The organism is Olivibacter sitiensis DSM 17696 (assembly GCF_000427965.1).
Lineage (GTDB): Bacteria > Bacteroidota > Bacteroidia > Sphingobacteriales > Sphingobacteriaceae > Olivibacter > Olivibacter sitiensis.
This window is the reverse complement of record NZ_ATZA01000003.1, coordinates 13,484-34,984: the sequence shown is the minus strand read 5'-3', so window position 1 is coordinate 34,984 and position 21,501 is coordinate 13,484. Positions and strand designations below refer to the sequence as shown.

Below are 21,501 nucleotides of genomic sequence, written 5' to 3'. Positions count from 1 at the left end.
GAAATCTGCCATGCTCCAAGTGGTTTGTCCTGTCTCTCAGAGTTCTTCCTTTTTTTGGGTGTGCTCTGTCGACGGGCAATATGATTTGCTGTTCTTATGGAGTTTTGTCATTGTAATTGATCATCCACTGTATGCCAAATTTGTCTTTTAACGAGCCAAAATAGTCGCCCCAGAACATATCGGCCAAAGGCATCTCTACGGTGCCTCCTTCCGTTAGGGCAGCAAATATTCTGTCGGCCTCCTGGCGGCTATCTGGCGCGAGTGAAATGTAGCAGTTATTGCCTATACGAAGTTCATGCCCTTGCGATTTTAGGCAATCTGATGCCATAAGTAAATTATCTCCTACAGGCAATGAAACGTGCATCACATAATTCTTTTCTTCTTCGGGCAATTGTTCCATACCAGGTGCATCGCCCATTTTCTGGATGAATAGCTCACCGCCGAATATAGATTGATAAAAAGTGAATGCCTCTTCGGCCTTGCCGTCGAAGTTCAAATAGGGATTTAATGTTGCCATTGAAATTACAATTTATAGGTTTATTTATATATTAATTTTTTTTATCGCCTAACGATTCGCCCTGATAGAAATATACCGATCAAGGTTTTTTTAATCATGTAGTCTAGAAGCCAAAAATAGGAGTACCAATGAAAGAAAAACTTGCCTTAAGATAAGTTTTATCTGGAGAGGGCAAATTCTTTTCGGATCCGGCTTAGGGAGGTGTCGGTCACTCCCAGATAGGAAGCAACATGTTTGAGAGGGGCAAGCTGTATTATTTGTGGTTTTTCCTTCATCAACTGGGCATAGCGCTGTGCTGCCGAATCCGTGATCATCTCTGTGGCTCTTTTCTTGCATAGCACTAGCTGGGTGGTCATCCAGGCGCGGCCCCACTCTGTGAGAGCGGGTATGGAGAGGAAAAGTTCCTGAAAGATGTCGAAATCGATTTTCCAAGCCGTTACATCCGTCAGAGCCTGCATATATATCTTCGTAGGGATGCGTTGAAATAGGGAGGCAACCTCGTTTGCTATTTCGCCTTCCAGGATGAAATCGGTGGTGATTTCATTGTCGTTAAAATCATATAAATAAGAGCGCACCAATCCAGATTCAATGATATAATAGGCATTTGCCATTTGGCCTGCTTTGAGCAGGTGTTTATGTTTTGGAAAAGATATTCGTTTATGCTGGGCCATGATCTTTTCCAAGTCCGACTGCGAAAGGCTTGGGTATCGGTATACTTCATGCAACAATTGGTGGCTCATAGCATAAATATTTGTTAATCCATTTATAGATCACCTTATAGGTTCTTGGCCTGATTCCAATAGCTATCCATCTCGGATAAGGTCATATCCTTTAGTTCCTTTCCATCTGCTTTGGCCTGTTCTTCCAGGTACGTGAAGCGTTTTCGGAACTTTTTGTTCGTTCGCTCCAATGCTGTCTCGGGATTGATTCCTATTTTGCGGGCATAGTTTACCAAGGAGAAGAGCAGGTCGCCAAATTCGGCCTCTGCCTTTTCGCTGTCTATGGCTTTTTCTTGCGATACGTCAAACTCCTGTTTGAACTCTTGCATCTCTTCTTCTACTTTGCCCCACACTTCGGCAGCCTCCTGCCAGTCAAAACCAACACCCCTTACCTTGTCTTGGATACGATATGCTTTTACCAATGCAGGTAAGGATTCCGGTACGCCCGCTAACACAGACTTGTTGCCCTCCTTCAGTTTCAGTTGTTCCCAATTGCGTTTTACGTCTTCCTCATTTGCTACCGAAACATCGCCATAAATATGGGGATGTCTGCTAATGAGTTTGTCGCAAACGCCATTTAATACGTCTGTAATGGTGAAAGCGTTGGTTTCCGATGCGATACGCGCATAAAATACAAGGTGCATCATGATATCGCCCAACTCTTTTTTTACTTCGTTGAGGTCATTTTCCAATATTGCGTCGGCAAGTTCATAGGTCTCTTCAATTGTAAGGTGCCTCAAGGACAACATGGTTTGTTTCTTGTCCCACGGACATTCCTCCCTGAGAGTGTTTAGCACTTCCAATAGGCGGTCGAAAGCACTTGCTGGGGTGTTTTTTGCTGGTGGAATAGGATGTGGCATTTGGTTTTGTTTTCTGTTGTTCTTTAAATGTTTTTGGTCTTCTCCTTGAGCCATTGCCTTTCTTTTTCATTGAGGTACGGTGAAAGTGCATCGTACACCTGCTGATGGTACTCATTAAGCCACGATAGATGTTTTTGCTCAAGAAGCTCTTTTTCAATCAAACTAGTGTCGATATAACATAGACTCAAAGTTTCAAAGCCCATAAAATTTCCAAATTCACTGGTACCTGCATCTTTGCTCAACACCAGGTTTTCGATTCGAATTCCGTGCCGTCCTTCTCTGTATAGACCAGGTTCGATAGAGGTAATCATATTTTCTTCGATGATGGTATCATTGTTGGAAGGGTTAAATACTTGTGGGCCTTCGTGTACATTGAGAAAGAAACCCACACCGTGTCCTGTTCCATGACCGTAATTATACAAATGGTCCCAAAGGGCCTTGCGGGTAATGGCGTCTATTTGATAGCCCCTGCTGCTTTCGGGAAATAGGATCGTACTGCCCTCTATCAAGCTCTTTAGTACCAACGTATAGTCTTTCGTTTCTTCGGCATTTGTAGGCCCACAAGGTACTACACGAGTGATGTCCGTGGTGCCCGTTTTGTATTGCCCGCCTGAGTCCAACAGGAAAAGCCCTGAAGTGCCAATGTTGGAATTACTGTCTGCTGTGGGCTTGTAATGTGGCAGCGCCGCATGCGGGCCATATGCGGCAATAGTGTCAAAACTGTCATTCACGAAACTTTCCTGCTGGCTCCGGAAGTCGAACAGCTGATCCACGATCGAAAGCTCGTCAAGTAAGCCTCCGTTGAGCTGCTCTTCAAACCACATGAAAAACTTTGTAAGAGCTACGCCGTCTTTAACCATGGTCTGGCGCGTATGGGCAGTTTCTACCTCGTTCTTTATGGCCTTGAACTGCGTAGTGGGGTTAGTGCCTTTAATGATACGATCATATTGGGGGATCATCGTATATAATGTATAGCATGTTTTTACAGGATCAACGAAAATCGTTTCGTCGGAATTGAGTAACCTGATAAAGTCAAAGATATCTTCATAGGGCTTTAATTCAACGCCATCTGTTTCCAATGATTCTATGGCTTCTAGATGCAACTTGTTTTTGTCGATAAACAGATAGGCCTTTTCAACGGTGATATACGAAAAACTCAATACTACGGGATTGCATTTCACATCAGCACCACGAATGTTGTATAGCCACGCAATATCGTCAAGAGAAGAGATAAGGTGAGCGGTGGCATCGTGCCGAACTATGTATTGTCGTACACGGTCGAGCTTACTTTTTGTGTTTTCTCCAGTAATGGAAGGAGGTATAAGGTAAGCTTCTGCCCGTGGAAGGGAAGGGCGGTCCGACCAAATCTGTTTTAGGAGGTCTACGCGGGCATTTATGATCATCTTGCGCGGCTGCAAGAAATTGATTATTTCCTTAGCAGTAGTTACTGCAATCAATTTGCCATCAAAAGCGACCGTGCTTCCCTGATCCAGTGTTTCGGAAAGCCACCCTATGTATTCGGGAGCCTTTTGTACTTTCAGTTTAACTAGTTCGAATCCAGATTCTTTTAATTGTTCCTTTGCCTGTACGAAATACCGGGAGTCAGTCCATAGCCCCGCAAATGCCTGGGTAACAACCAGCGTTCCGGCGGAACCTGTAAATCCAGATACGTAAGCAATGCATTGATAATGGGCTGGTAGGTATTCGCTGATATGGGGATCGGCAGCGGGAATGATATAGGCATCAATTTTTTGATCCCGCATAATCTCCCTTAAGGCCGTCAATCGCTTTAAATATCCGTTCATATGTGAATTGTAATAATGTGGCTTGCAATTTAAGCATTTCCGACCAAACAGACTTCCGTTTTTGTCGTTATTGTTGTTTTGCGGTGTTTTTGTGAAATGAACAATTCACCCGGAGATGGGCGTTTCACAGACAGTGGGAATATCCTAAGGGATTAGAGGAAAATTTTTTCTGAAAAAATACAATCAGGAGGCAACTCTGATAACCTTGATGAAGCGTTTTTTGTAGCTACCTTCAAGTGGGGTTTCCGTTACTGCCATGGCTTTGCCCGAGCTGGCGTGTATAAATTTGGTATGGATTCCATCATTGGAGACGACGATTCCGACATGTCCAATTTGTCTATTACGAGGGTTGGTGCCTGTAAAAAGTATAATGTCTCCAGCCTCTGCATCTTCCAATCGGATGGTTTTTCCCACTTTTCCTATTGCTGCTGAACTTCTGGGTATTGAAATGTTGAATTGCTTATATACGTAGTGTACAAATCCCGAACAGTCGAAACCTTGATTTGGATGAGCCGCGCCATATTTATATTTTACACCTAACCATTGCTTGGCATATTTTATGATCTCTGGATAGGGAGAATAAGAAACATGCGCTGATTCTCTGTTTGTGGCAAAAGTAAAGGTGACTATGACGGTAAAAAAAAGCGAAAATACAGCAGCTTTTAGAATTTTAGCGGGGTGTTTGACAAAGACTATTTTCCTGATCATCAAAGATACTAACGGTAGATGTTCTTCTATATTGTCTGTTATTAGTCAAGATCTCATTTCGAACCGTTGTCAAAACGGTATGCTTCTATGCTCTTCTTAAGGAAAGTGGGTACGTACAATATGTTTTCAGTACTGTCAAAGGTAATGTCTGCGGTGTTCTTCTTTTCGTCTCTGCTATCTTGTAGCTGGATAACCTTTCCGTCTTTTTTCACAAAGTACAGTGAACCAATCCAGCAACTAATCAGAAAATCACCTTCCTTGGTTTTTTGCAATCCGTCTGTACTTGTTAGCATGCCTTCGGCTATAAGCCTTGCACTTTTTCCTTCCAAATCGTAGGCGTATAGGCTGCCACTATCGAGGTAATAGAGCGTGTCATTGTCAACCAACAAGCCGTTGGGATTTTTCAAGTTGTCTAAAAGCTTGACATAGGAGCTGTCTTGGAACTTGTAAATGCTGCCTCCATTGGAATCCGAAACATATATGGAACCGTTGGACGCGGAGGTCACATCATTTAGCATACCAGCTTCTGGTACGGAAAATTTGTTTATCGTTTTTCCATTTTTTAAGTCTATGACAACAAGTTCCTTTAAGTCGGCGACAAAAAGTTTGTCCGCATGAGTGTCTATGCCCTTAGGAGAATTCAACCCCGTTGCCCAATGGAGATCTAGTACGGTTCCGTCTGTTTTCAATTTGCCAATGCTGCCATTACCGTCGAGGGCAGAGCGATCACCTTTGCCTATAAGTGATACATATAGCACACTGCTCGGCTTATCCAGCAATATGCTCTCTGGAATTGGCAATATACTGTCCGTCTTCCAGATAAGTGAAAGATATTCTTTTCCCTGCTCTTGGGCAAAAAGTGTACTGCCAATAAGCAGGAGCGAAGTGATGTGTACAATTCGGAAAAATGGAGACATAATTTTGTTCTATATATGGTTATCAAAATGTTAGCGTCTTTAGGTACTATTTTAAACACGTGGGCAGGGAATTTGTTTTTGTGTCAGAAAGTGACTGCGTAGCCTAAGGACATGCGTATGAAAGGATAGGTTTTGTCAATGTCTTCATAATCTCTGAAATTGCCCTGAAGGGTGAAGTACCCCGAGTTGAGGTTTAGGGAAAGGTTTTTGTAGAATTTAAAACTTGCCTCAGAAGATACGGCATGTATGAAATAATTCGAATGGTTGCCGCTAAGTGTGAAGAAAAAGCCGCCGTTGTATTGAGAGCTTATCTTAAGCCGATCAAACAGATTTAACTCACCCCCGTAACGTAAATTGATTCCAGATCCATAATTGTAATTTCTGCTGGCCCCAAAGAGCAGGTAAGGATCTGGTACCGCCGCTAACAATACAGGGCCACCGCCAATCAATGTAGACACGCTACTCTTTCTCCCTAGGGAAAAAGTAGATGCCATGTTGAAATTAATGCTTTGCGCACCATAAAAAAATGCCTCATTTCGGTAGAAATCATAGTTGGCAGATAAAGTTCCTATGTGTCTACCTGGTTTTTTTTTCCATATCTCGCGCCCATATAACAAACCGTATACGTTTAACGTGTTGATAAGGGAACTGTCGTCTCTCCCCAGTTCAATGTTGACGTAAAATTCATCAAAAGGCTTTTTGATGTCGTTGTCTCCAGCTGTATAGATAAAGCGCAGGCGGCCATAGCCGCCATTTTTACCCTTTGACAATACATCGTCCGATCTAGAATCAAAGCGCCTTAAGCCAAAATCAAATTCGCCACTTATAAATGAGGAATCGCGAATACCACCACCTCTATATTTTCCCCATTTACCATCGAGTAGGCGGTTCAGTCCGTTCATGGGATTGACTAGGAATGCTAGTGCCTCATTGACTTGCCTGCCAATACCGTAGCTAGGTCTGCTCAAAATATTGTTAGCCACGCGGTGCGTCATTTCTCCCAATACAACGCCACCGAAGCTCGTGTTGACCAGGTCATTGATGGAAGGTGACTGTGTTTCGCCAGCAGTTTCCCAAATAAAACTTCCCGCCAAAGTGGCAAGGGATGATTGCGTATATGAGTAGCCGTTGCTACGAAAGGCGTTAAAATATAGATGCCCGTGATAGGGGTGCGCAATTTGGTTGGTCATAAACTCATTGTCATCCCAGTCCCAATAAGTTGGGTTCAGGTGTTGAATGAAGTTTTTAACGGTAATATGGGAGTAGGGATCTTTTCTCACAAAATAATTAAAGGAAGCGGGTGCTGCCTGTATTAAAAACCATTCGGTAGCAGCTCTCGGGAAGTTTTTTTTTACTTTCCATAAAGTGTCGGGCGTAGTCCATACCTTATTCTTCGTGATGACAGAGTCTTGTGTCCTAAAATATATTGTGCCTTGAGCTAGCGTTTCACCTGCAAGTAAACTGAAAAAAAATAAGAAGAGGCATGGTACCAAGAGATCTTGCATGAAGTCTTTTCTAGCCATATGTAATTTAAATTGTATAACACAAAACTAACACGAAAGTAAAAAACATCCCTCACTTTAGGCATTTGTGTGGTCACTTCTATGTCAGTTCTGTTTTTACTTATCAATAGACATTCGTTGTAAAAGGCCTTTTTCAGGCGCTTGGTTTACATAAAAAAACAAAAACATTTTAGGAATAAATAATAAAGTATTAATTTAGAGCGAAATATAGTTTATAGGTTTTACAGGTATAGCTTCTCTTCGATTTATGGTATTAAATTTTACTACAATATTCAATAAATTACAATACTCTCCATGTTTGTAGGTGCAATTAAATGGTTCGATAATGCAAAAGGATTTGGTCTTTTGGTTTTGCCGAACAAGCAAACGTTATTTTTGCATATACGTGGTTTTTCCCGTCCGGTTGGTATGCTTAAAACGGGCGATGTCGTTGTGGGAACCAAAAAGAAAGATGGGAATAAGGACAGGGACCTAGCGGCCAATTGTAGTCTGGTACATGATTTCACTTCTTGGGTTGCGGTAAATAAGGCACTGACGGAACAAGAAGATTCAGTCTACTTTTCCTTTCCTCCTGGTGAACATGGTATTTATCCGTCTTTTTCCAGGCCTCCCAATAGGCATAGCCTGTTTTTTTTGAGTTTGGGGCAGCTTCATGCTTCTTTATCCTTTGATGATTTCTTTCAGGTGCTTGTACGGTTTTATGAGAAAGAGTTGTCCGCTGAGAGCTTCCTTGCGTATGCGAGGCATCTTGAAATGTTTATTCCCACATTGTTGGGAATGGAAAAGGGCAAGGTAGTATTGAACGACATTTTTGGTCATTTTGGTCAAAATGTGGATTCAGACAAGCTGTTTGTGGTATGGAAAAGAAAGTTGTTTCATTTTCTCGGCTTTGAAAAAGGGGCCGATTATGAGATACCTGAGGATGTGCTGAATAGCCATGCTACCGAGATAGGCTTGAATGAGTTGGAGCGTATCAAGCATTATTCTTGCGGGCCATCTTTCTGCGCTGGTTTCATTCCCGCGTATCTGGAAAACATAGACGAGAAGCAGGCGGCAGATAAACATCTTTTGTTGCCATATATCGCGTTCTTGGAAGAACAGGAACAGCAATTGTGGAAAGAACGCTTGTCCCTGACTTAATAGACTAAGATGCAATTGGCGACTTTTCGTTCGCCAAGATGGTCAAACAATTTATTATCCGAAGGATAATTGACCACACCTTCACCTTTTATATATAAGGCCGTAGAACCACCCCCATCCAGATTGAGTGCCTCTTTTGCACCGTATATATACAGGAAATAAGCTAATTCATGGAGGTTCATTCCCTGGGCCTTGGCATTTCTGCCATCTATCGTTATGAGTAAAAGTTTCTGATCCTTGGTAATGGCAACCGCCGATCGGGGATGTCTATTGTCGTTGAAAGCATCTTGGGTAAGGGGGTTTATTTGCGTTTGACTCAACAACATGGGGCCACAGACCATAATGTTCTTTCCCTTTAATTTGAGATCCCATGTAAGGTTATCCAGATCATTTTGCCAGATGATGGAAGTTTTCCTTCCTTTCAGCATGAGTGCTCCATTCGAGCGCGCTGTTCGTTCTCCGTTTTTGGAAAGTAGGGTAGTGCTGTTTACAAGCTGGCCGTCTTTTTTCAGTAAGGTAGTTCCGCCACCATTAGTCATGTCGAAGAAGCCGCCATTGATAGCGACTGTGGCATCGGCAGCTTGTGCTATGGCGCTTGTCAATGCCAAGGAATCTGAAAAACCCTCCAGCGCTAAGCCCAATTTTTTGTCTTTAAGATCTACTTCTACCAAGTTGATTTCTTGCTCGCTGTCAAACAACTGGGTATAATGTGCCTGTTTCCATACTACTCCTTCTTTTATCGGTTTGCTTTTCCATGCGGTAGTGGCTATAAGCAGCGAGTCATTGGCGTTTTGGGCATGCGCTATGTTGTTTGCGCAGTTAATAATGGCTATCGATACAGCCAATGTTAGCAGACGGTGTTTCAACTTGTAGAAAGTATGCATAGGGATGTCGTGTCTTATTGTAGATTGATGGCTATAACGAAATCGGCTTCAAAGGTATGCCCGTGGCGAAGTGACTGTATGCCTGGTTTTTCCTGAAAGGCGGTAGGATTTTCACTGGCATGGTCTGCATGTCCCAGCCAAGGTTCTACACAGATAAAGTGTGCATATGGCTTGGCCCATATCCCCAGCTCTTTGAATGATGGAAAATATATCGAAATACTCTTTTGGTGCTTCTCACTCTTGATGTCTATTCGTTTGGAGCGTAGGTTCATGAATACCAAGGCGTCATTTTCAAATAATGTGGGCGATAGATGTAAATTTCCCTGCTCGATAAGGATATCCCTTGTCTGGCCAGTGACAAGACCATCGCTGTCCAGCAGTTGCGAAGACAAAACCTCTTCGTATTCAAATGTGAGATAGTAATCGCTGTATTGTTCATGTTGGAAGAACGGAATAGCAAATGCGGGATGCGCGCCAATGGAAAAATAGATAGCATTGTCGTCAAGATTGATTACTTTGTAGGTAATGCGTAACTGACTTTCCTCCAAATCGTATATGATCTGATATTCAAATTTATAAGGAAAAACTTGTAGACTTTCGTCGTTATACAAGAACGAAAATACCGCATGTAGGGGAGAAGCTTCCAAAATGTTGAACGTGCTATGCCTAGCAAAGCCGTGCCTGGTAAGCGGAAAATATTGCCCGTCTATCAAGATTCTATTATCCTTGCAGCCGCCGACTATGGGAAATAAATTTGGTGCGTGCCAAGGCCATACAGTGGGGTCGGCCTGCCATATATGCTCAATACCATCGCGCTTATCGTACAAGGAAATGATTTCTGCCCCTTTTTTGGCAATCTTGATATGTAGAGAATCGTTTTGTAGTTCGATCATGAATTGGATATGTAGCCGTATGTTCTTCAAACGTACGAAAAAAAACACATTCTTATAGCTTAGCGCTTGGCAAAAAGACGGAAAGAGCCTGATCTAAAAACGCCATCCCACGTGCACGGTAGGAAAGGGAGCCCACGAAGATTGTTGGTATTCCTGAGTGCCGTGTTGAATTGTCTTGGCATCGGGAGCGTACATAAGTGCTATCCATGGAGTAAGGTAAAACCCTTTGTAGTTGTTTTCTGCTTTTCCAAATAGGAAACGATAGCCTGTCCTTACACCAATGTTCAAACCCCAGATACTTTCTCTGTATTCCGCATCCTTAAGCCCTACTCTTTCCTTACTATACGTCAGCTGAAGTCCGGCATAGAAGCCCTTTATACTGCCAAACAAATAGTCTGTTTTCACATCAAAACCCGAGGTAAATACCGAGAACGCTTTATTTTCGAGGAAAAATTTGGGTGGTTCTATCCCAAAAACACCTACACTGGATCTAAACCCCGAGTAAGTGACGGCCGTGTGAATGGAATATCCTTTGAAAACATAAGCTAAGGGGTCGGCCTCTACCTCTACGCGAGGGCCCAGCTTTGCTTCTTGCGCATGCGCATGAAAAAGAGCTGAAATAAAGAGGCACAAAAGGAAAGTACAGGTGTAAATGTAAAGGGAATTTTGTTTGTTCGTGATCATAATCCGTAAATATGTAATGGCAGCAAAGGTAAAACCGACCAAGATTTTACGCCGTTAACATAAGATAAGAAAAAATCATTTTTTGCTTAGCCGATTTCTGATGCGACTGAGCGAGACGGGAGTGATGCCGAGGTAAGAAGCAATGATATGGTGAGGAATCCGTAATAATAGGTCTCCATGTAATCGTTCAAATTCGAGGTAGCGCTCCTCGGCTGTACGCATAATGTGGGAAGAAAATATACGTTGGGCATTGATGAATCGCTGCTCTGCTACTACACGGGTAATCATGTTCATCTTCGGGACTTCCCGATGGAGCCTGCTGTAGTTTTCTTTGCTGATAGAAAGCAGCGTACAGCTTTCCAATGTCTCCATGGCTTGGTCACTGGGTGTTTGGGTAAGAAAACTATGATAACAACTGGCAAAATGATGTTCCTTAAAAATGAATACCGTTGTTTCTTCGCCCTTGCTGTTCATGCAATATAGACGTACTAGGCCTTCGCCTACAAAATAGATCTTAGATTCTCTTTCGCCAAAGTCCGTTAACAGGTGTTTTGAAGGTACACTGACTAGTTCAAAAGCATCTTTTATACTTGTCCATTCCTCTTCGTTGAGTTGAATAATATGATCCAGTGATTTTTTGAGAGCATCAAACATGGTTACGAATCGGTCTGCGGATATAACCCTTTGTAGTAGTTTCAGCCTTATTTATGGCCGTATATATCAAAGATAGCTAGAAATGCAATGGTGTCCAAATTAATGCCGATTCGGTCGATAGATTGCCATGGGATGAAAAACGAAAGGTCCCTAGCCGGGGAGACTAGAGACCTTTACTAACCAATTATAAACCTAAATTATGATGATGCAAATATAGTGTGTCTTGTACACTTTGCAAAATTTTTTTTTATTTTTTTTCTACGGTTCCCAGAAAATCAAACATATGTCCCAATAGGGAGATATGTACGGTACCTTTGCTTTTTCTCTTAATCAGACGGTCATCGGTATGCCAGTCAACTGGAGGTAGTGTAATACTAGCTTTATTGAGCAGTATACGCTTGGCCTCCAGCTTAGTGCTTTTGCCGGCAATCATTTGCTCGATCCAGGCTATAAAGGCCTCTCTTTGTGCTTCGGTAACATAAACCAACTCCAAGATACCATCACTGGGGTCGGAGTGAGGGGAAAGCGTGAGTCTAGGGCCTATGGAAGGAATGTTCATGACTTCCAATAGCAATAGCTTTTCATCTATCCGCTGCTTTCCGATTTGTATATGGCACATTCTGGCCTTATAGTATTTTACGATATCGAGCAGATACTGCAATGCTAGATGTATTTCCTCATCCACATTATGCGCTACTTCTTTTTTCCTATCGTTGAAGATGCTGATCAATCTTGGGAAGACTCCAAAACCAAAGGATTCCAAGAAAAAACTATATTTTCTACCTATGCTGTACTGGCCAATATCAAAGGGATGTAAGTACTGTTGATGCCAGGAGCGTATGATTTGCCTATTGGTGCCCGAGATACCGAGAGCCCTCGAAATATTATTGGCCGTGCCGTGTGGCAATAGGGCTATGGGCCTCCGGTGTTTGAGATGTCCATTGAGCATGTCCAATGCCAGCTTGCGGATGGTGCCGTCTCCTGCCGCTACCGCAAGTACGTCGGTCTGCGGCAGTATCTGATGGGCAATGCGTTCTGAATGGCCAAATAGTTTGCACTTAAAACCTTCTTTATGGATGAGTTTCACCAGTTCGAGTTCCTGTGTTGATGCCCCAGCGGCATCGTTATGCAAAAGCTGAATGAGCGGGTGAGGGCCATGATCTATCATATATTTATTTTTCCAAGACATGATATGAACAATTTTTACCTCGCTAGGTTTTATACTTAGTATCTAAGTATGTGACATTTTTTCTTGTTTGCCGTCATTGCGAGAAACGAAGCAATCTGGCAAACAACAAAACGCAGATTGCTTCGCCCCATAGGCCTGGCAATGACGCGTTTTTTTGATGTTCATAAATTTTGTCATGTACAATTACATAGTACATAAATAAATACAGCATACCTATGAACATATTAATCACCAACGATGATGGCATCTATGCGCCGGGCATTGCCGCATTGGCGCGCATAGCGAAGGAGTTCGGTACCGTGCGCATCATGGCCCCGGATGTGGAGCAATCCTCCATGGGACATGCCATCACGCATTCTAGGCCGCTATATGTGAAAAAGTCGGTTATTTCTTTTAACGATATAGAAGCCCTGCGCGTCAATGGCACACCCGCAGACTGCGTGGCGTTGGGTACGGAGCTGTGGCCCGATACGGACATAGTGCTATCGGGGATAAACATGGGAACCAATCTGGGCAATGCCATGTGGCATTCGGGCACGCTCTCGGCAGCGCGACAAGCCGTCATGCTGGGTTTCAGGGGCATTGCTCTCAGTACGCCCGTGGGCGACGAGGAACCAGATTTTGATTATTTGGCTCCTTACGTGTTGCAGTGCTTGGAACTGCTAATGCATGATACAGAACCGGCCTTATATAATGTCAATTTTCCACGTAAGCCCAAGGCCATTGCATTTACCAGGCAGTCCGTGCGGCATTACGATGGTAGGGTGGTAACAGGCGAGGATCCGTTGGGACGCAAGAATTATTGGATCAGTGTGCGGCCAATAGAGGAGGTGGAGGTAGGCACGGACCGGTACGAAGTGCAACAGGGTAATATATCCATCACTCCCTTGCGGTTAGATTTAACAGATGAAGAGGCCTTGCAAAAAATGAAAAAATGGGATAATATTATATTTCAATCATGAAAGATATCTTATGGATCTGATAGGTGAAATTATTAAAAAAGCCATTGACGCCGCTGGCTTGCTCGGTGGACATAGTGATGCCGTAGCAGCGCAGGCGAAGACGCTCCAACATCTTTTGGAAAAGGCTAAGCTGACGGCTTTTGGAAAGAAATATAAATTTGCCGAGATATTGCAGGCAGATGATATGATCACCGCATTTCAGGATAAGGTACCGCTTCACGACTATGACAAGCTATATGCCGAGTGGTGGCACTATCTGCTGGAAGGGCACCAAAATGTCACTTGGCCTGGAGGACAGGACTATTTTGCATTGAGTAGCGGCACCACCAGCCATAGTAAATACATTCCCATCACGGACGATATGCTGGAATCCATCCAACGCTCTGGCATTCAGCAGATCCTTAGTCTAAAGAATTTCGAGTTGCCGTCCGAGTTTTTCACCAAGCAGATCTTGATGCTGGGCAGCTGCACCCGATTGATAGAGAAGGACGACCACATGGAAGGCGAAATAAGCGGTATCAGTGCACGCAATATCCCTTTTTGGTTCAGGCGTTTCTATAAGCCGGGACCCGAGATTGCCGCTGTAGCCGATTGGGAGACCAAGATAGACCGCATTGCAGAGGAGGCTAGGGACTGGGACGTCGGTAGTATCACGGGGATCCCATCGTGGACAGAGATCATGCTAAAACGAATCATAGCCCGTCATAAAGTGAACCATATTCATGATATATGGCCCCACTTGGAAGTTTACTCTACAGGGGGTGTAGCCTTTGAGCCCTATAGCAAGAGTTTCGACAAGCTTCTGGGGCGGCCAGTGACCGTCATCGAAACTTACCTGGCCTCCGAAGGTTATTTGGCCACGCAAAAGCGACCCGATACCCATGCGATGGCCCTCATTGTGGACAATGGTATATTTTTCGAGTTCGTACCTTTTAAGGAAGAATACATGGACCAAGACGGTGCCGTAACGGCCGATGCACCGGTTCTGACCCTGGCTGATGTGGAAGAAGGAGAAACGTACATCTTGCTGATCTCCACCTGTGCCGGTGCCTGGCGCTATATGATAGGCGACACGGTGGAGGTGACGAGTAAGGAACTGGCCGAGATACGCATTACGGGAAGGACCAAACATTTCCTGAATGTGGTGGGGGAACAGCTTGCCGTGCACCAGATGAACGATGCCATGCAGCGACTCGAAAAGCAATTTGATATTAGCATAAAGGAATTTGTCGTGTCTGCCATCCATCGGGGGGAAGACTATATCAACAAGTGGTATGTTGCTGTTGATGGAGATAAATATCTGGATAAGGAGCAATTTGCCGAAGCGCTCAATCGGCATTTGACCGAGCTGAACAAAAACTATGGCGTGGCCCGGGCCAAGGCCCTGAAAGGGGTGGAAGTAGAGTTGGTCTCTCCCGATGTGTTCTATCAATGGAACAAGGAGACGAGAAAGCTAGGTGGCCAAATCAAAATACCCCGTGTCATGAAAGAGGCAGATTTTTTGGAACTGGAAAAATTCATAGAAGCGCATGCGCAATAACCATCACCTTTTCTTCCATAAGATGTTAAGACATGCATTTCCCATAACGGTAAGGCTGATACCTATACATACGGCATGCCATCCTTGCCAATGGTAAAGTGCCAATCCCAATGCAGAGCCAAGAGCACCGCCAATGAAATTGGAAGTCATGAAGACCGTATTGTACCGGTTGCGGGCCGTAGCATTGAGCGAATAGATGAGGCTCTGATTGGTAATGCCGATCATTTGATGCCCGACGTCGAGCAGAACGATACCAAGTACCAGCAGCAGGATATGGTGCGTAGATATGTAAAAGGATAGGTATGCTAGTAATTCCAGCAACAGCGCTAGCAACACAAAGACGTGGAGCAGCTGTGGCTTGCTAGAAAGCCGATTGCCTATCATTGGGGCGGCCAAAGCTCCACTGGCACCAACGAGACCAAATAGGCCAATTTGCACGGTGCTATAGCTAAAGGGAGGGGAGGCCAGAAAGAGTACCATCGCTACCCAAAAAGCACACATGGCACCAAAGGATATGCCCACGCTCAGAGATGCCAAGCGTAAATTGCTGTCCTGCTTGATATAAGTGACTATAGAGCGCATCAACTCTCTGTAGGTGCCTTTGAAAGTAGGTTCGCCATGGGGCAGCCATCGCTGCATCAGCAAGATGAGCAGGAAGCAGATGCTGGCCGCAATGAAATACATATACCGCCATCCCAGGTATTGACCTACAAGCCCGCTCAGTGAGCGCGAAGAAACAATACCTATCAGCAAACCGCCCATTACCAAGCCAATGACCTTGCTCCGTTCCTCGTTTTTGGCCAGGCTGGCCGCAAAAGGGATGAGCAACTGGGGGATAATGGAGAATAGACCGATAAGAAAGGACAATACTTGCAGGAGAAAGAAAGATCGCGTAAAGGATGCAAAAAGGAGTACTACAACGACCATGCAGGAAGTGTACAGTATCTGGGTCTTCTTTTCCAGCAGATCGCCGAGAGGTACAAAGAGCAATAGGCCCGCTGCATAGCCCAACTGCGTAATATAGGTGATACTTCCTGCCTCGGTTTCCGAAACACTGAAATCTGCTGCAATAAGGTGCAGTAGTGGCTGGCAATAGTACAAATTGGCCACAATGAGACCGCAGCAGACGGCCATAAACAGCGTGAGGTGCTTCATGGGAGATGAAAGAGAAGGCTGTCTCAAAGACAGCCTTATTGAATTTATTTCTTGAAGGTCCTGAAATCTTGGCCTGCCTCTATTTTCTGCAAAACCTCGTAGATGAGCTTGATGACATTGTCTACATCTTCCTTGTGCACCATCTCTACCGTGGTGTGCATATAGCGTAAAGGGAGCGAGATCAGCGCCGAGGGTACGCCTCCATTGGAATAGGCAAAGGAGTCCGTATCCGTGCCTGTAGTTCTGGAGGAAGCCGCCCTTTGGAAAGGTATACTCTTTTCCTTGGCCGTTTCGATCAACACTTTGTTCAGGTTGATTTGCACGGCTGGCGCAGCAGTAATGATTGGCCCCTTGCCACAGGCCGTATCGCCTTGTGTGATCTTGTTGATCATGGGCGTAGAGGTGTCGTGCGATACGTCGGTGACGATAGCCACATTGGGCTTTATGCTATCGGCGATCATCTCAGCCCCTTTCAATCCTATTTCTTCCTGCACGGAATTGACGATATACAACCCGAAAGGCAGTTTTTTCTTGTTTTCCTTTAATAAGCGTGCTACCTCGGCTATCATAAAACCTCCGGCACGGTTGTCCAGTGCGCGACCTACATAGTAGCGGTCGTTCAATACCATAAACTCGTCTTCATAGGTAATGACGGAACCGACATGGATGCCCAGCTGTTCCACTTCTTCCTTGGATATGGCACCGCAGTCGAGGAAGATGTTTTTCAACGAAGGGCTTTCTTCTTTTTCGCCGGCACCGCGCGTATGGATGGCAGGCCAGCCAAAGACCGCTTTCACGATGCCCTTTTCTCCGTGTATGTTTACCCTTTTTGAAGGCGCTATCTGATGATCGGAGCCCCCATTGCGTATGACGTAGATGAGCCCATCATTGGTAATATAGTTGACAAACCAGGAGATCTCATCGGCATGCGCCTCGATGACTACCTTATAGTCGGCCTTGGGATTGATGACGCCCACTGCCGTACCGTAATTGTCCGTATATGTATCGTCTACATAGGGTTTAATATAGTCGAGCCAAAGGCGTTGTCCTTGCCATTCAAAGCCTGTGGGAGAGGGGTTGTTAATGTATTTCTCGAAAAATTTGATGGATTTATCCGTTACTACTGCTTGATGGTCCTTTTGTTCTTTCTTTGATTTAGACATGTTCTTTTGTTTTATAGTGATATAAAGCCCTTTCTTGTCTTCATAGCCGAACAAACTTACAACTTTTATGACATTTTACCACTTATTAGTTGCTGGTTGTTTATTCTTGGCCATTGGTGTCATTGGATCAATTTATAACCAATTAGTTTTTGGACTGCAATTTGCATGTAATGACCTAACACTACTTATGAAAATATGAAATTTATCGAAAAGAAGAACACAGCAGATGGGGAACGTATCCGTCTGCACTACGAAGATCTAGGGCAAGGGCAACCTATTGTCTTTATCCATGGATGGCCATCTAGCCACCGCATGTGGGAGCCACAGATCGGCTACTTTCTGGAGCAAGGGTACCGTTGCATAGCCTATGATAGAAGAGGTTTCGGAGATTCTTCCAGGCCTCTGCATGGCTATAGCTATGATAATTTTGCAGACGATTTGCACGAAATTATCACGCAGCTCGCCTTGGAATCCGTCATTTTAGTAGGTTTTAGCATGGGAGGGGGAGAGGTGGCCCGTTACTTTACCCGCCATGGGAGCAGCCGAATCAGCAAAGCCGTATTGTTGGGCGCAGTGACCCCTTACTTGCTGGCAACAGACGACAATCCCGAAGGCGTGGACAGGGCGGTGTTTACGGATATGATCGAAGAAATCAAGAAGGATAGGCCCGCTTTTCTGGAGAACTTCTTCAATGATTTTTTTGGACTCACGATGCTGCATAAGGCTGTGAGCAAGCCTATGCTGGAATACCAGCGTGTCATTGCTTGTATGGCGGCACCCCATGCTACCGTGCAATGCGTGAAAGCATTTGCCGAAACTGATTTCCGAGGTGATTTAAGCAACATAGATGTCCCTACGCTGATCATCCATGGCGATGCCGATAAAATAGTGCCCGTGGAAGCCAGTGGCAATCGCACCTCGGAATTGGTAGCCAATAGCCAATATATCCTGTATCCGGATGCGCCACATGGTTTTTTTCTTACGCACAAAGACAAGTTGAACAAACACCTATTGGCATTTTTCATGGATTCGTCAGTAGAAATAGAAGGAGAGGAATAAGATGACAGACAAGAAAACAAAAGACTTGCAAGGCGCAGAGGCGATTGACAAGATGAAAGAACTGGCAACGGAAGCAAAGACCTGTTTTTTCTGTACGGATATAAAGACAGGTGTGCCCTTATCTGTACGGCCTATGACTATTTTGGAAGTAGATGACGCAGGGAATTTTTGGTTTATGAATCGCAAAGACAGCCTTAAAGAAGAAGAAGTGTCCGAAGACCCCTTTGTTCATTTGTTGATGCAAGGCGGTAAACGGGCCGGCTTTTTAAATGTATATGGTATAGCCGAACAGGTGGATGACAAGGAAAAAGTGGACGAATTGTGGTCAAAACCGCTTGAAATCTGGTTTGATGGACCAGATGATCCCAGCATTTCTTTGTTGAAAGTAGTTCCTTATGAAGGACATTATTGGGATAACGAGCATGCAGCTCCAGTAGCCACTTTTAAAATGCTCACTTCCATACTTACTGGAGAAAATCACCATGATGGGATTCAGGGAGATTTGGAGGTGTAGACCGATTGGCATGTGTTTTTTCGCAGAAGAGGGTCAACAGCTGTTTATCAGGACCGGTACAGAAAAACAGGTATAGATCACCACCGTCCTTTATCTTATGTTTCTGTCGCAATATTTCCGCTTTGAGAGGGAAATTGCGGCAGCTGACATTCGCTTGGATGTTTTTGTATTTTCTTTTGAACAAACCGTATGGCATGACATCACTAATGCGGAATTGTCTGCCTATAAATTGGGCTATCGGCACAGGCGAGGTATAGAGATGCGTATGCGGATGAAGTTTGTGAAGTTCATACTTAGTGGCAATTAAATTGAAGCAGCCAGCCTTGAGCAGCGCACTGTCCGGTTCGTACAAATAGGCGAGGGGAGAGCTATATTCTGGCAGGGCATTTTGCTCTTCTTCATGTAAAAAGGTAAATATCTGGGGTGCATTTTCTTCGTGGAGCGCAACGGCATGATAATGTGGTGATTGCTCAAAATCCCTTTCCATGAGAAACAGAAGCTCCTTGGTCTCATTTCCCGTACTTACTATATAGATATCGCGTACATACGAGAGTTCTTTCATGGCCAACGTAATATCCAGCAATGGGGCCGCCTTTAGCAATATACGTTCGCATTTTTGAAACAAGAGCGATTGATTCGCTACGATATTGGGCTCGCAATCCGTTAACAAGAATACTTTTTGCGACTTTACCCTTCTGGATGGATCGATGTAGGCAACAGTGAAATCATCATCCTTTTGGGCTGATAGAAAACTGATGCCATCTTGGGCAATAACTTGGATGTTTGAAGCTCCCAAGCACTGGAAATTATGTGCGGCAATAGCAGATAGTTCTTCCTGAATTTCACAGTGAAAAACCTCTTTGGCCTTGAGACTAAAATAATAGCTATCTACGCCAAAACCTCCCGTAAGATCTATCAGCCGATCGCCCTGACCAATTAAGGAAGACTTGAACTTGGCTGTCAGGGCAGAAGACGCTTGCTCGCTGGCAAGTTGCGGAGCGTAGTAAATGCATTTGTTTCTGTACCACAAAGGGAGTTTTTTCCTCGCCCGCTGCATACCGTCCAATTGGGAGGCCAGTTCAGATGCGGTTATCCCTTCAAAAGGACTTTTTGTAAGAGCCATTTCGGCAGATGAACTATAGAGGTGACTCCTAAGGTAGTCTTGTACGTTCTCATGTAGTAAAATCTTGTTCATACACTTCCCTGCCTTACACCTTATTACCTTCTACCTCTAAACCTAATTGTCTTTAATAAGCATCTGGCAGGTGTAGCTGTCCTGCAGTTGCATGATGATCTTTTTGTTGACCAACACGCGTGCTATCGTCTCGGGGTTGTAATAGCGTATGGTCACTAGTTCCAAGTTGCGCTGAAATTCCACATCGTACTGTCTTTTCAGTTCCTTAATGAGTTCCGCTATGTTGTTTTCATGATAATCTACACTGACGGAAAAGCTCAACGCACTGTTGTGCATCATGTTGATCTTTAGTTTATACTTGGAAAACAAGTTGAAGATATGGCTGAAATTGTCTTCCACGATAAAAGAAAAATCCTTGGGCAATATGGATATAAGCACTTGATTGACCTTGAAGATAAAGGAAGGTACTGGAAGCGTGTGCTTGTTGACGCGAATACAGGTGCCGGGACTTTGAAGGTCTATGAAGGAGCGGACGTGAAGTGGGATGCCCTTGTTTTGCAAGGGTTTTATGGTCTTGGGATGGATTACATTGGCACCATAATAAGTCAGTTCTATGGCATCCAGGTAGGATAGCTCGGGAATAAGCTCGGTATGGTCAAACCACTTTGGATCTGCATTGAGCACACCTGGTACGTCTTTCCATATCGTAACGTGCTCTGCCTGTAGACTGGAAGCAAATATGGCAGCAGAGTAGTCCGAGCCATCTCGCCCTAAGGTAGTAGTAAAGTTTTCTGAAGTGCTGCCAATGAAGCCCTGGGTCACTAAGATGTAGTCTTTCAATAGCGTTGGCAATCGTTCCTGTATACGTTCCGTGGTTTTATCCCAATCTACCTTTGCTTCTTGGTAGTTGTTATCCGTATGGATATAATTGCGGGCGTCTATCCACATACTGCTTATTTTTTGGCTCCGCAGGTAGGCCTCTACAATACGTGAGGAAAGTAGCTCACCGATAGATACAATTTGGTCATATAGGTAGTCGTAAGCATCCTGAGCATCTTCTTCTATGATCCAGTCTATTTCTACAAAAAAGTTATTTACATCGTCATAGATTGGATGCGATCTATCCTCAAAAAGCTGATTAAGTAGCTGTTCGTGAAAAGCCTTTACCTGCTGGTATTGCGACCTCATTTCTTCCGTCTTTCCATTAAAATAGGCCTTCGTAAGTGCTTCTAGGGCATTAGTGGTCTTGCCCATGGCAGATACGACGATAAGCAGCTCCTCGTTTTTGTAGTTATCTACTATTTTGGTGAGATTTTTCACTCCTTCGGCATTGCAAACAGATGCACCACCAAATTTGAATACTTGCATTATGTAAAGTAAAAATTGAAAAACTTAAAAGTATTAAGACGTTAGTATCAAGTATCAGGCTTTAAGAAGGTATCAGGCAGAAGGACATATTCATTCCGATTATGCTTTATTA

General features: G+C 44.2%; 21 protein-coding genes. 5 read left to right on the top strand and 16 right to left on the bottom strand.

What is annotated here, in order from left to right; all coding sequences use genetic code 11:
- Positions 1–94: 94 nt before the first annotated feature.
- The 7 genes from A37S_RS0102360 to A37S_RS0102330 all read right to left on the bottom strand — a co-directional run bounded on the left by A37S_RS0102360 (position 95) and on the right by A37S_RS0102330 (position 7,049).
- Positions 95–517 carry a VOC family protein gene (locus A37S_RS0102360; RefSeq protein WP_028295614.1) on the bottom strand — a complete coding sequence of 141 codons (423 nt, stop codon included), beginning with the start codon at positions 515–517 and terminating at the stop codon, positions 95–97.
- 158 nt (positions 518–675) lie between these two features.
- Positions 676–1,257, bottom strand: coding sequence for a Crp/Fnr family transcriptional regulator (locus tag A37S_RS0102355; RefSeq protein WP_028295613.1), 582 nt, complete (start codon positions 1,255–1,257; stop codon positions 676–678).
- A 35-nt stretch (positions 1,258–1,292) separates the two neighbouring features.
- Positions 1,293–2,096, bottom strand: coding sequence for a nucleoside triphosphate pyrophosphohydrolase (gene mazG / locus A37S_RS0102350; protein ID WP_028295612.1), 804 nt, complete (start codon positions 2,094–2,096; stop codon positions 1,293–1,295).
- 23 nt (positions 2,097–2,119) lie between these two features.
- Positions 2,120–3,901: an aminopeptidase P family protein gene (locus tag A37S_RS0102345; protein ID WP_028295611.1), complete on the bottom strand. Its 1,782-nt coding sequence runs from the start codon at positions 3,899–3,901 to the stop codon at positions 2,120–2,122.
- A gap of 183 nt (positions 3,902–4,084) precedes the next feature.
- A complete protein-coding gene (locus A37S_RS23275) occupies positions 4,085–4,609 on the bottom strand; it encodes a C40 family peptidase (protein ID WP_051292659.1) in 525 nt (174 codons plus the stop codon).
- A gap of 53 nt (positions 4,610–4,662) precedes the next feature.
- Positions 4,663–5,526, bottom strand: coding sequence for an SMP-30/gluconolactonase/LRE family protein (locus A37S_RS0102335; protein WP_028295610.1), 864 nt, complete (start codon positions 5,524–5,526; stop codon positions 4,663–4,665).
- An 83-nt stretch (positions 5,527–5,609) separates the two neighbouring features.
- On the bottom strand, positions 5,610–7,049 hold the full coding sequence (locus tag A37S_RS0102330; RefSeq protein WP_051292658.1) for a DUF3943 domain-containing protein: 1,440 nt from the start codon (positions 7,047–7,049) through the stop codon (positions 5,610–5,612).
- 294 nt (positions 7,050–7,343) lie between these two features.
- Here A37S_RS0102330 and A37S_RS0102325 point away from each other — a divergent pair, with 294 nt between their 5' ends.
- A complete protein-coding gene (locus A37S_RS0102325) occupies positions 7,344–8,189 on the top strand; it encodes a cold-shock protein (protein WP_028295608.1) in 846 nt (281 codons plus the stop codon).
- Here A37S_RS0102325 and A37S_RS0102320 read toward each other — a convergent pair.
- The 5 genes from A37S_RS0102320 to A37S_RS23265 form a co-directional block, all read right to left on the bottom strand.
- Positions 8,186–9,073: a phosphodiester glycosidase family protein gene (locus tag A37S_RS0102320; protein ID WP_051292657.1), complete on the bottom strand. Its 888-nt coding sequence runs from the start codon at positions 9,071–9,073 to the stop codon at positions 8,186–8,188. The genes A37S_RS0102325 and A37S_RS0102320 overlap by 4 nt on opposite strands.
- A gap of 14 nt (positions 9,074–9,087) precedes the next feature.
- A complete protein-coding gene (locus tag A37S_RS0102315; protein ID WP_028295606.1) occupies positions 9,088–9,966 on the bottom strand; it encodes an aldose 1-epimerase family protein in 879 nt (292 codons plus the stop codon).
- Between the two features lie 93 nt (positions 9,967–10,059).
- Positions 10,060–10,650: a hypothetical protein gene (locus A37S_RS0102310; RefSeq protein ID WP_028295605.1), complete on the bottom strand. Its 591-nt coding sequence runs from the start codon at positions 10,648–10,650 to the stop codon at positions 10,060–10,062.
- A 75-nt stretch (positions 10,651–10,725) separates the two neighbouring features.
- Complete coding sequence (locus A37S_RS23270) at positions 10,726–11,304, bottom strand: Crp/Fnr family transcriptional regulator (RefSeq protein WP_051292656.1); 579 nt, start codon at positions 11,302–11,304, stop codon at positions 10,726–10,728.
- A gap of 247 nt (positions 11,305–11,551) precedes the next feature.
- Positions 11,552–12,493: a diacylglycerol/lipid kinase family protein gene (locus A37S_RS23265; protein ID WP_051292655.1), complete on the bottom strand. Its 942-nt coding sequence runs from the start codon at positions 12,491–12,493 to the stop codon at positions 11,552–11,554.
- A gap of 215 nt (positions 12,494–12,708) precedes the next feature.
- Between A37S_RS23265 and surE the strand changes: the two genes are divergently transcribed.
- Entirely contained in the window at positions 12,709–13,455 is a 747-nt protein-coding gene (gene surE, locus A37S_RS0102295; protein WP_028295604.1) for a 5'/3'-nucleotidase SurE, read from the top strand.
- A gap of 10 nt (positions 13,456–13,465) precedes the next feature.
- Positions 13,466–14,995, top strand: a complete 1,530-nt coding sequence (locus tag A37S_RS0102290) for a GH3 family acyl-acid amido synthetase (RefSeq protein WP_028295603.1) — start codon at positions 13,466–13,468, stop codon at positions 14,993–14,995.
- Between the two features lie 3 nt (positions 14,996–14,998).
- Here the strand turns inward: A37S_RS0102290 and A37S_RS0102285 are convergent, their stop codons facing one another.
- Complete coding sequence (locus A37S_RS0102285; RefSeq protein WP_028295602.1) at positions 14,999–16,150, bottom strand: MFS transporter; 1,152 nt, start codon at positions 16,148–16,150, stop codon at positions 14,999–15,001.
- Positions 16,151–16,194: 44 nt separating this feature from the next.
- On the bottom strand, positions 16,195–17,313 hold the full coding sequence (locus A37S_RS0102280; protein WP_028295601.1) for a M42 family metallopeptidase: 1,119 nt from the start codon (positions 17,311–17,313) through the stop codon (positions 16,195–16,197).
- A 195-nt stretch (positions 17,314–17,508) separates the two neighbouring features.
- On the opposite strand from A37S_RS0102280, the gene A37S_RS0102275 reads away from it, so the two are divergent.
- Together A37S_RS0102275 and A37S_RS0102270 are read left to right on the top strand one after the other, a co-directional pair.
- On the top strand, positions 17,509–18,372 hold the full coding sequence (locus A37S_RS0102275) for an alpha/beta fold hydrolase (protein WP_028295600.1): 864 nt from the start codon (positions 17,509–17,511) through the stop codon (positions 18,370–18,372).
- 1 nt (position 18,373) lies between these two features.
- On the top strand, positions 18,374–18,886 hold the full coding sequence (locus A37S_RS0102270; protein ID WP_028295599.1) for a pyridoxamine 5'-phosphate oxidase family protein: 513 nt from the start codon (positions 18,374–18,376) through the stop codon (positions 18,884–18,886).
- On the opposite strand, the gene A37S_RS23260 is transcribed toward A37S_RS0102270, so the two are convergent.
- Complete coding sequence (locus tag A37S_RS23260) at positions 18,837–20,081, bottom strand: THUMP-like domain-containing protein (protein WP_157278325.1); 1,245 nt, start codon at positions 20,079–20,081, stop codon at positions 18,837–18,839. The two genes, A37S_RS0102270 and A37S_RS23260, sit on opposite strands and share 50 nt — an antisense overlap.
- A 42-nt stretch (positions 20,082–20,123) precedes the next feature.
- Positions 20,124–21,389: an aspartate kinase gene (locus A37S_RS0102260; protein ID WP_028295598.1), complete on the bottom strand. Its 1,266-nt coding sequence runs from the start codon at positions 21,387–21,389 to the stop codon at positions 20,124–20,126.
- Positions 21,390–21,501: the final 112 nt, after the last annotated feature.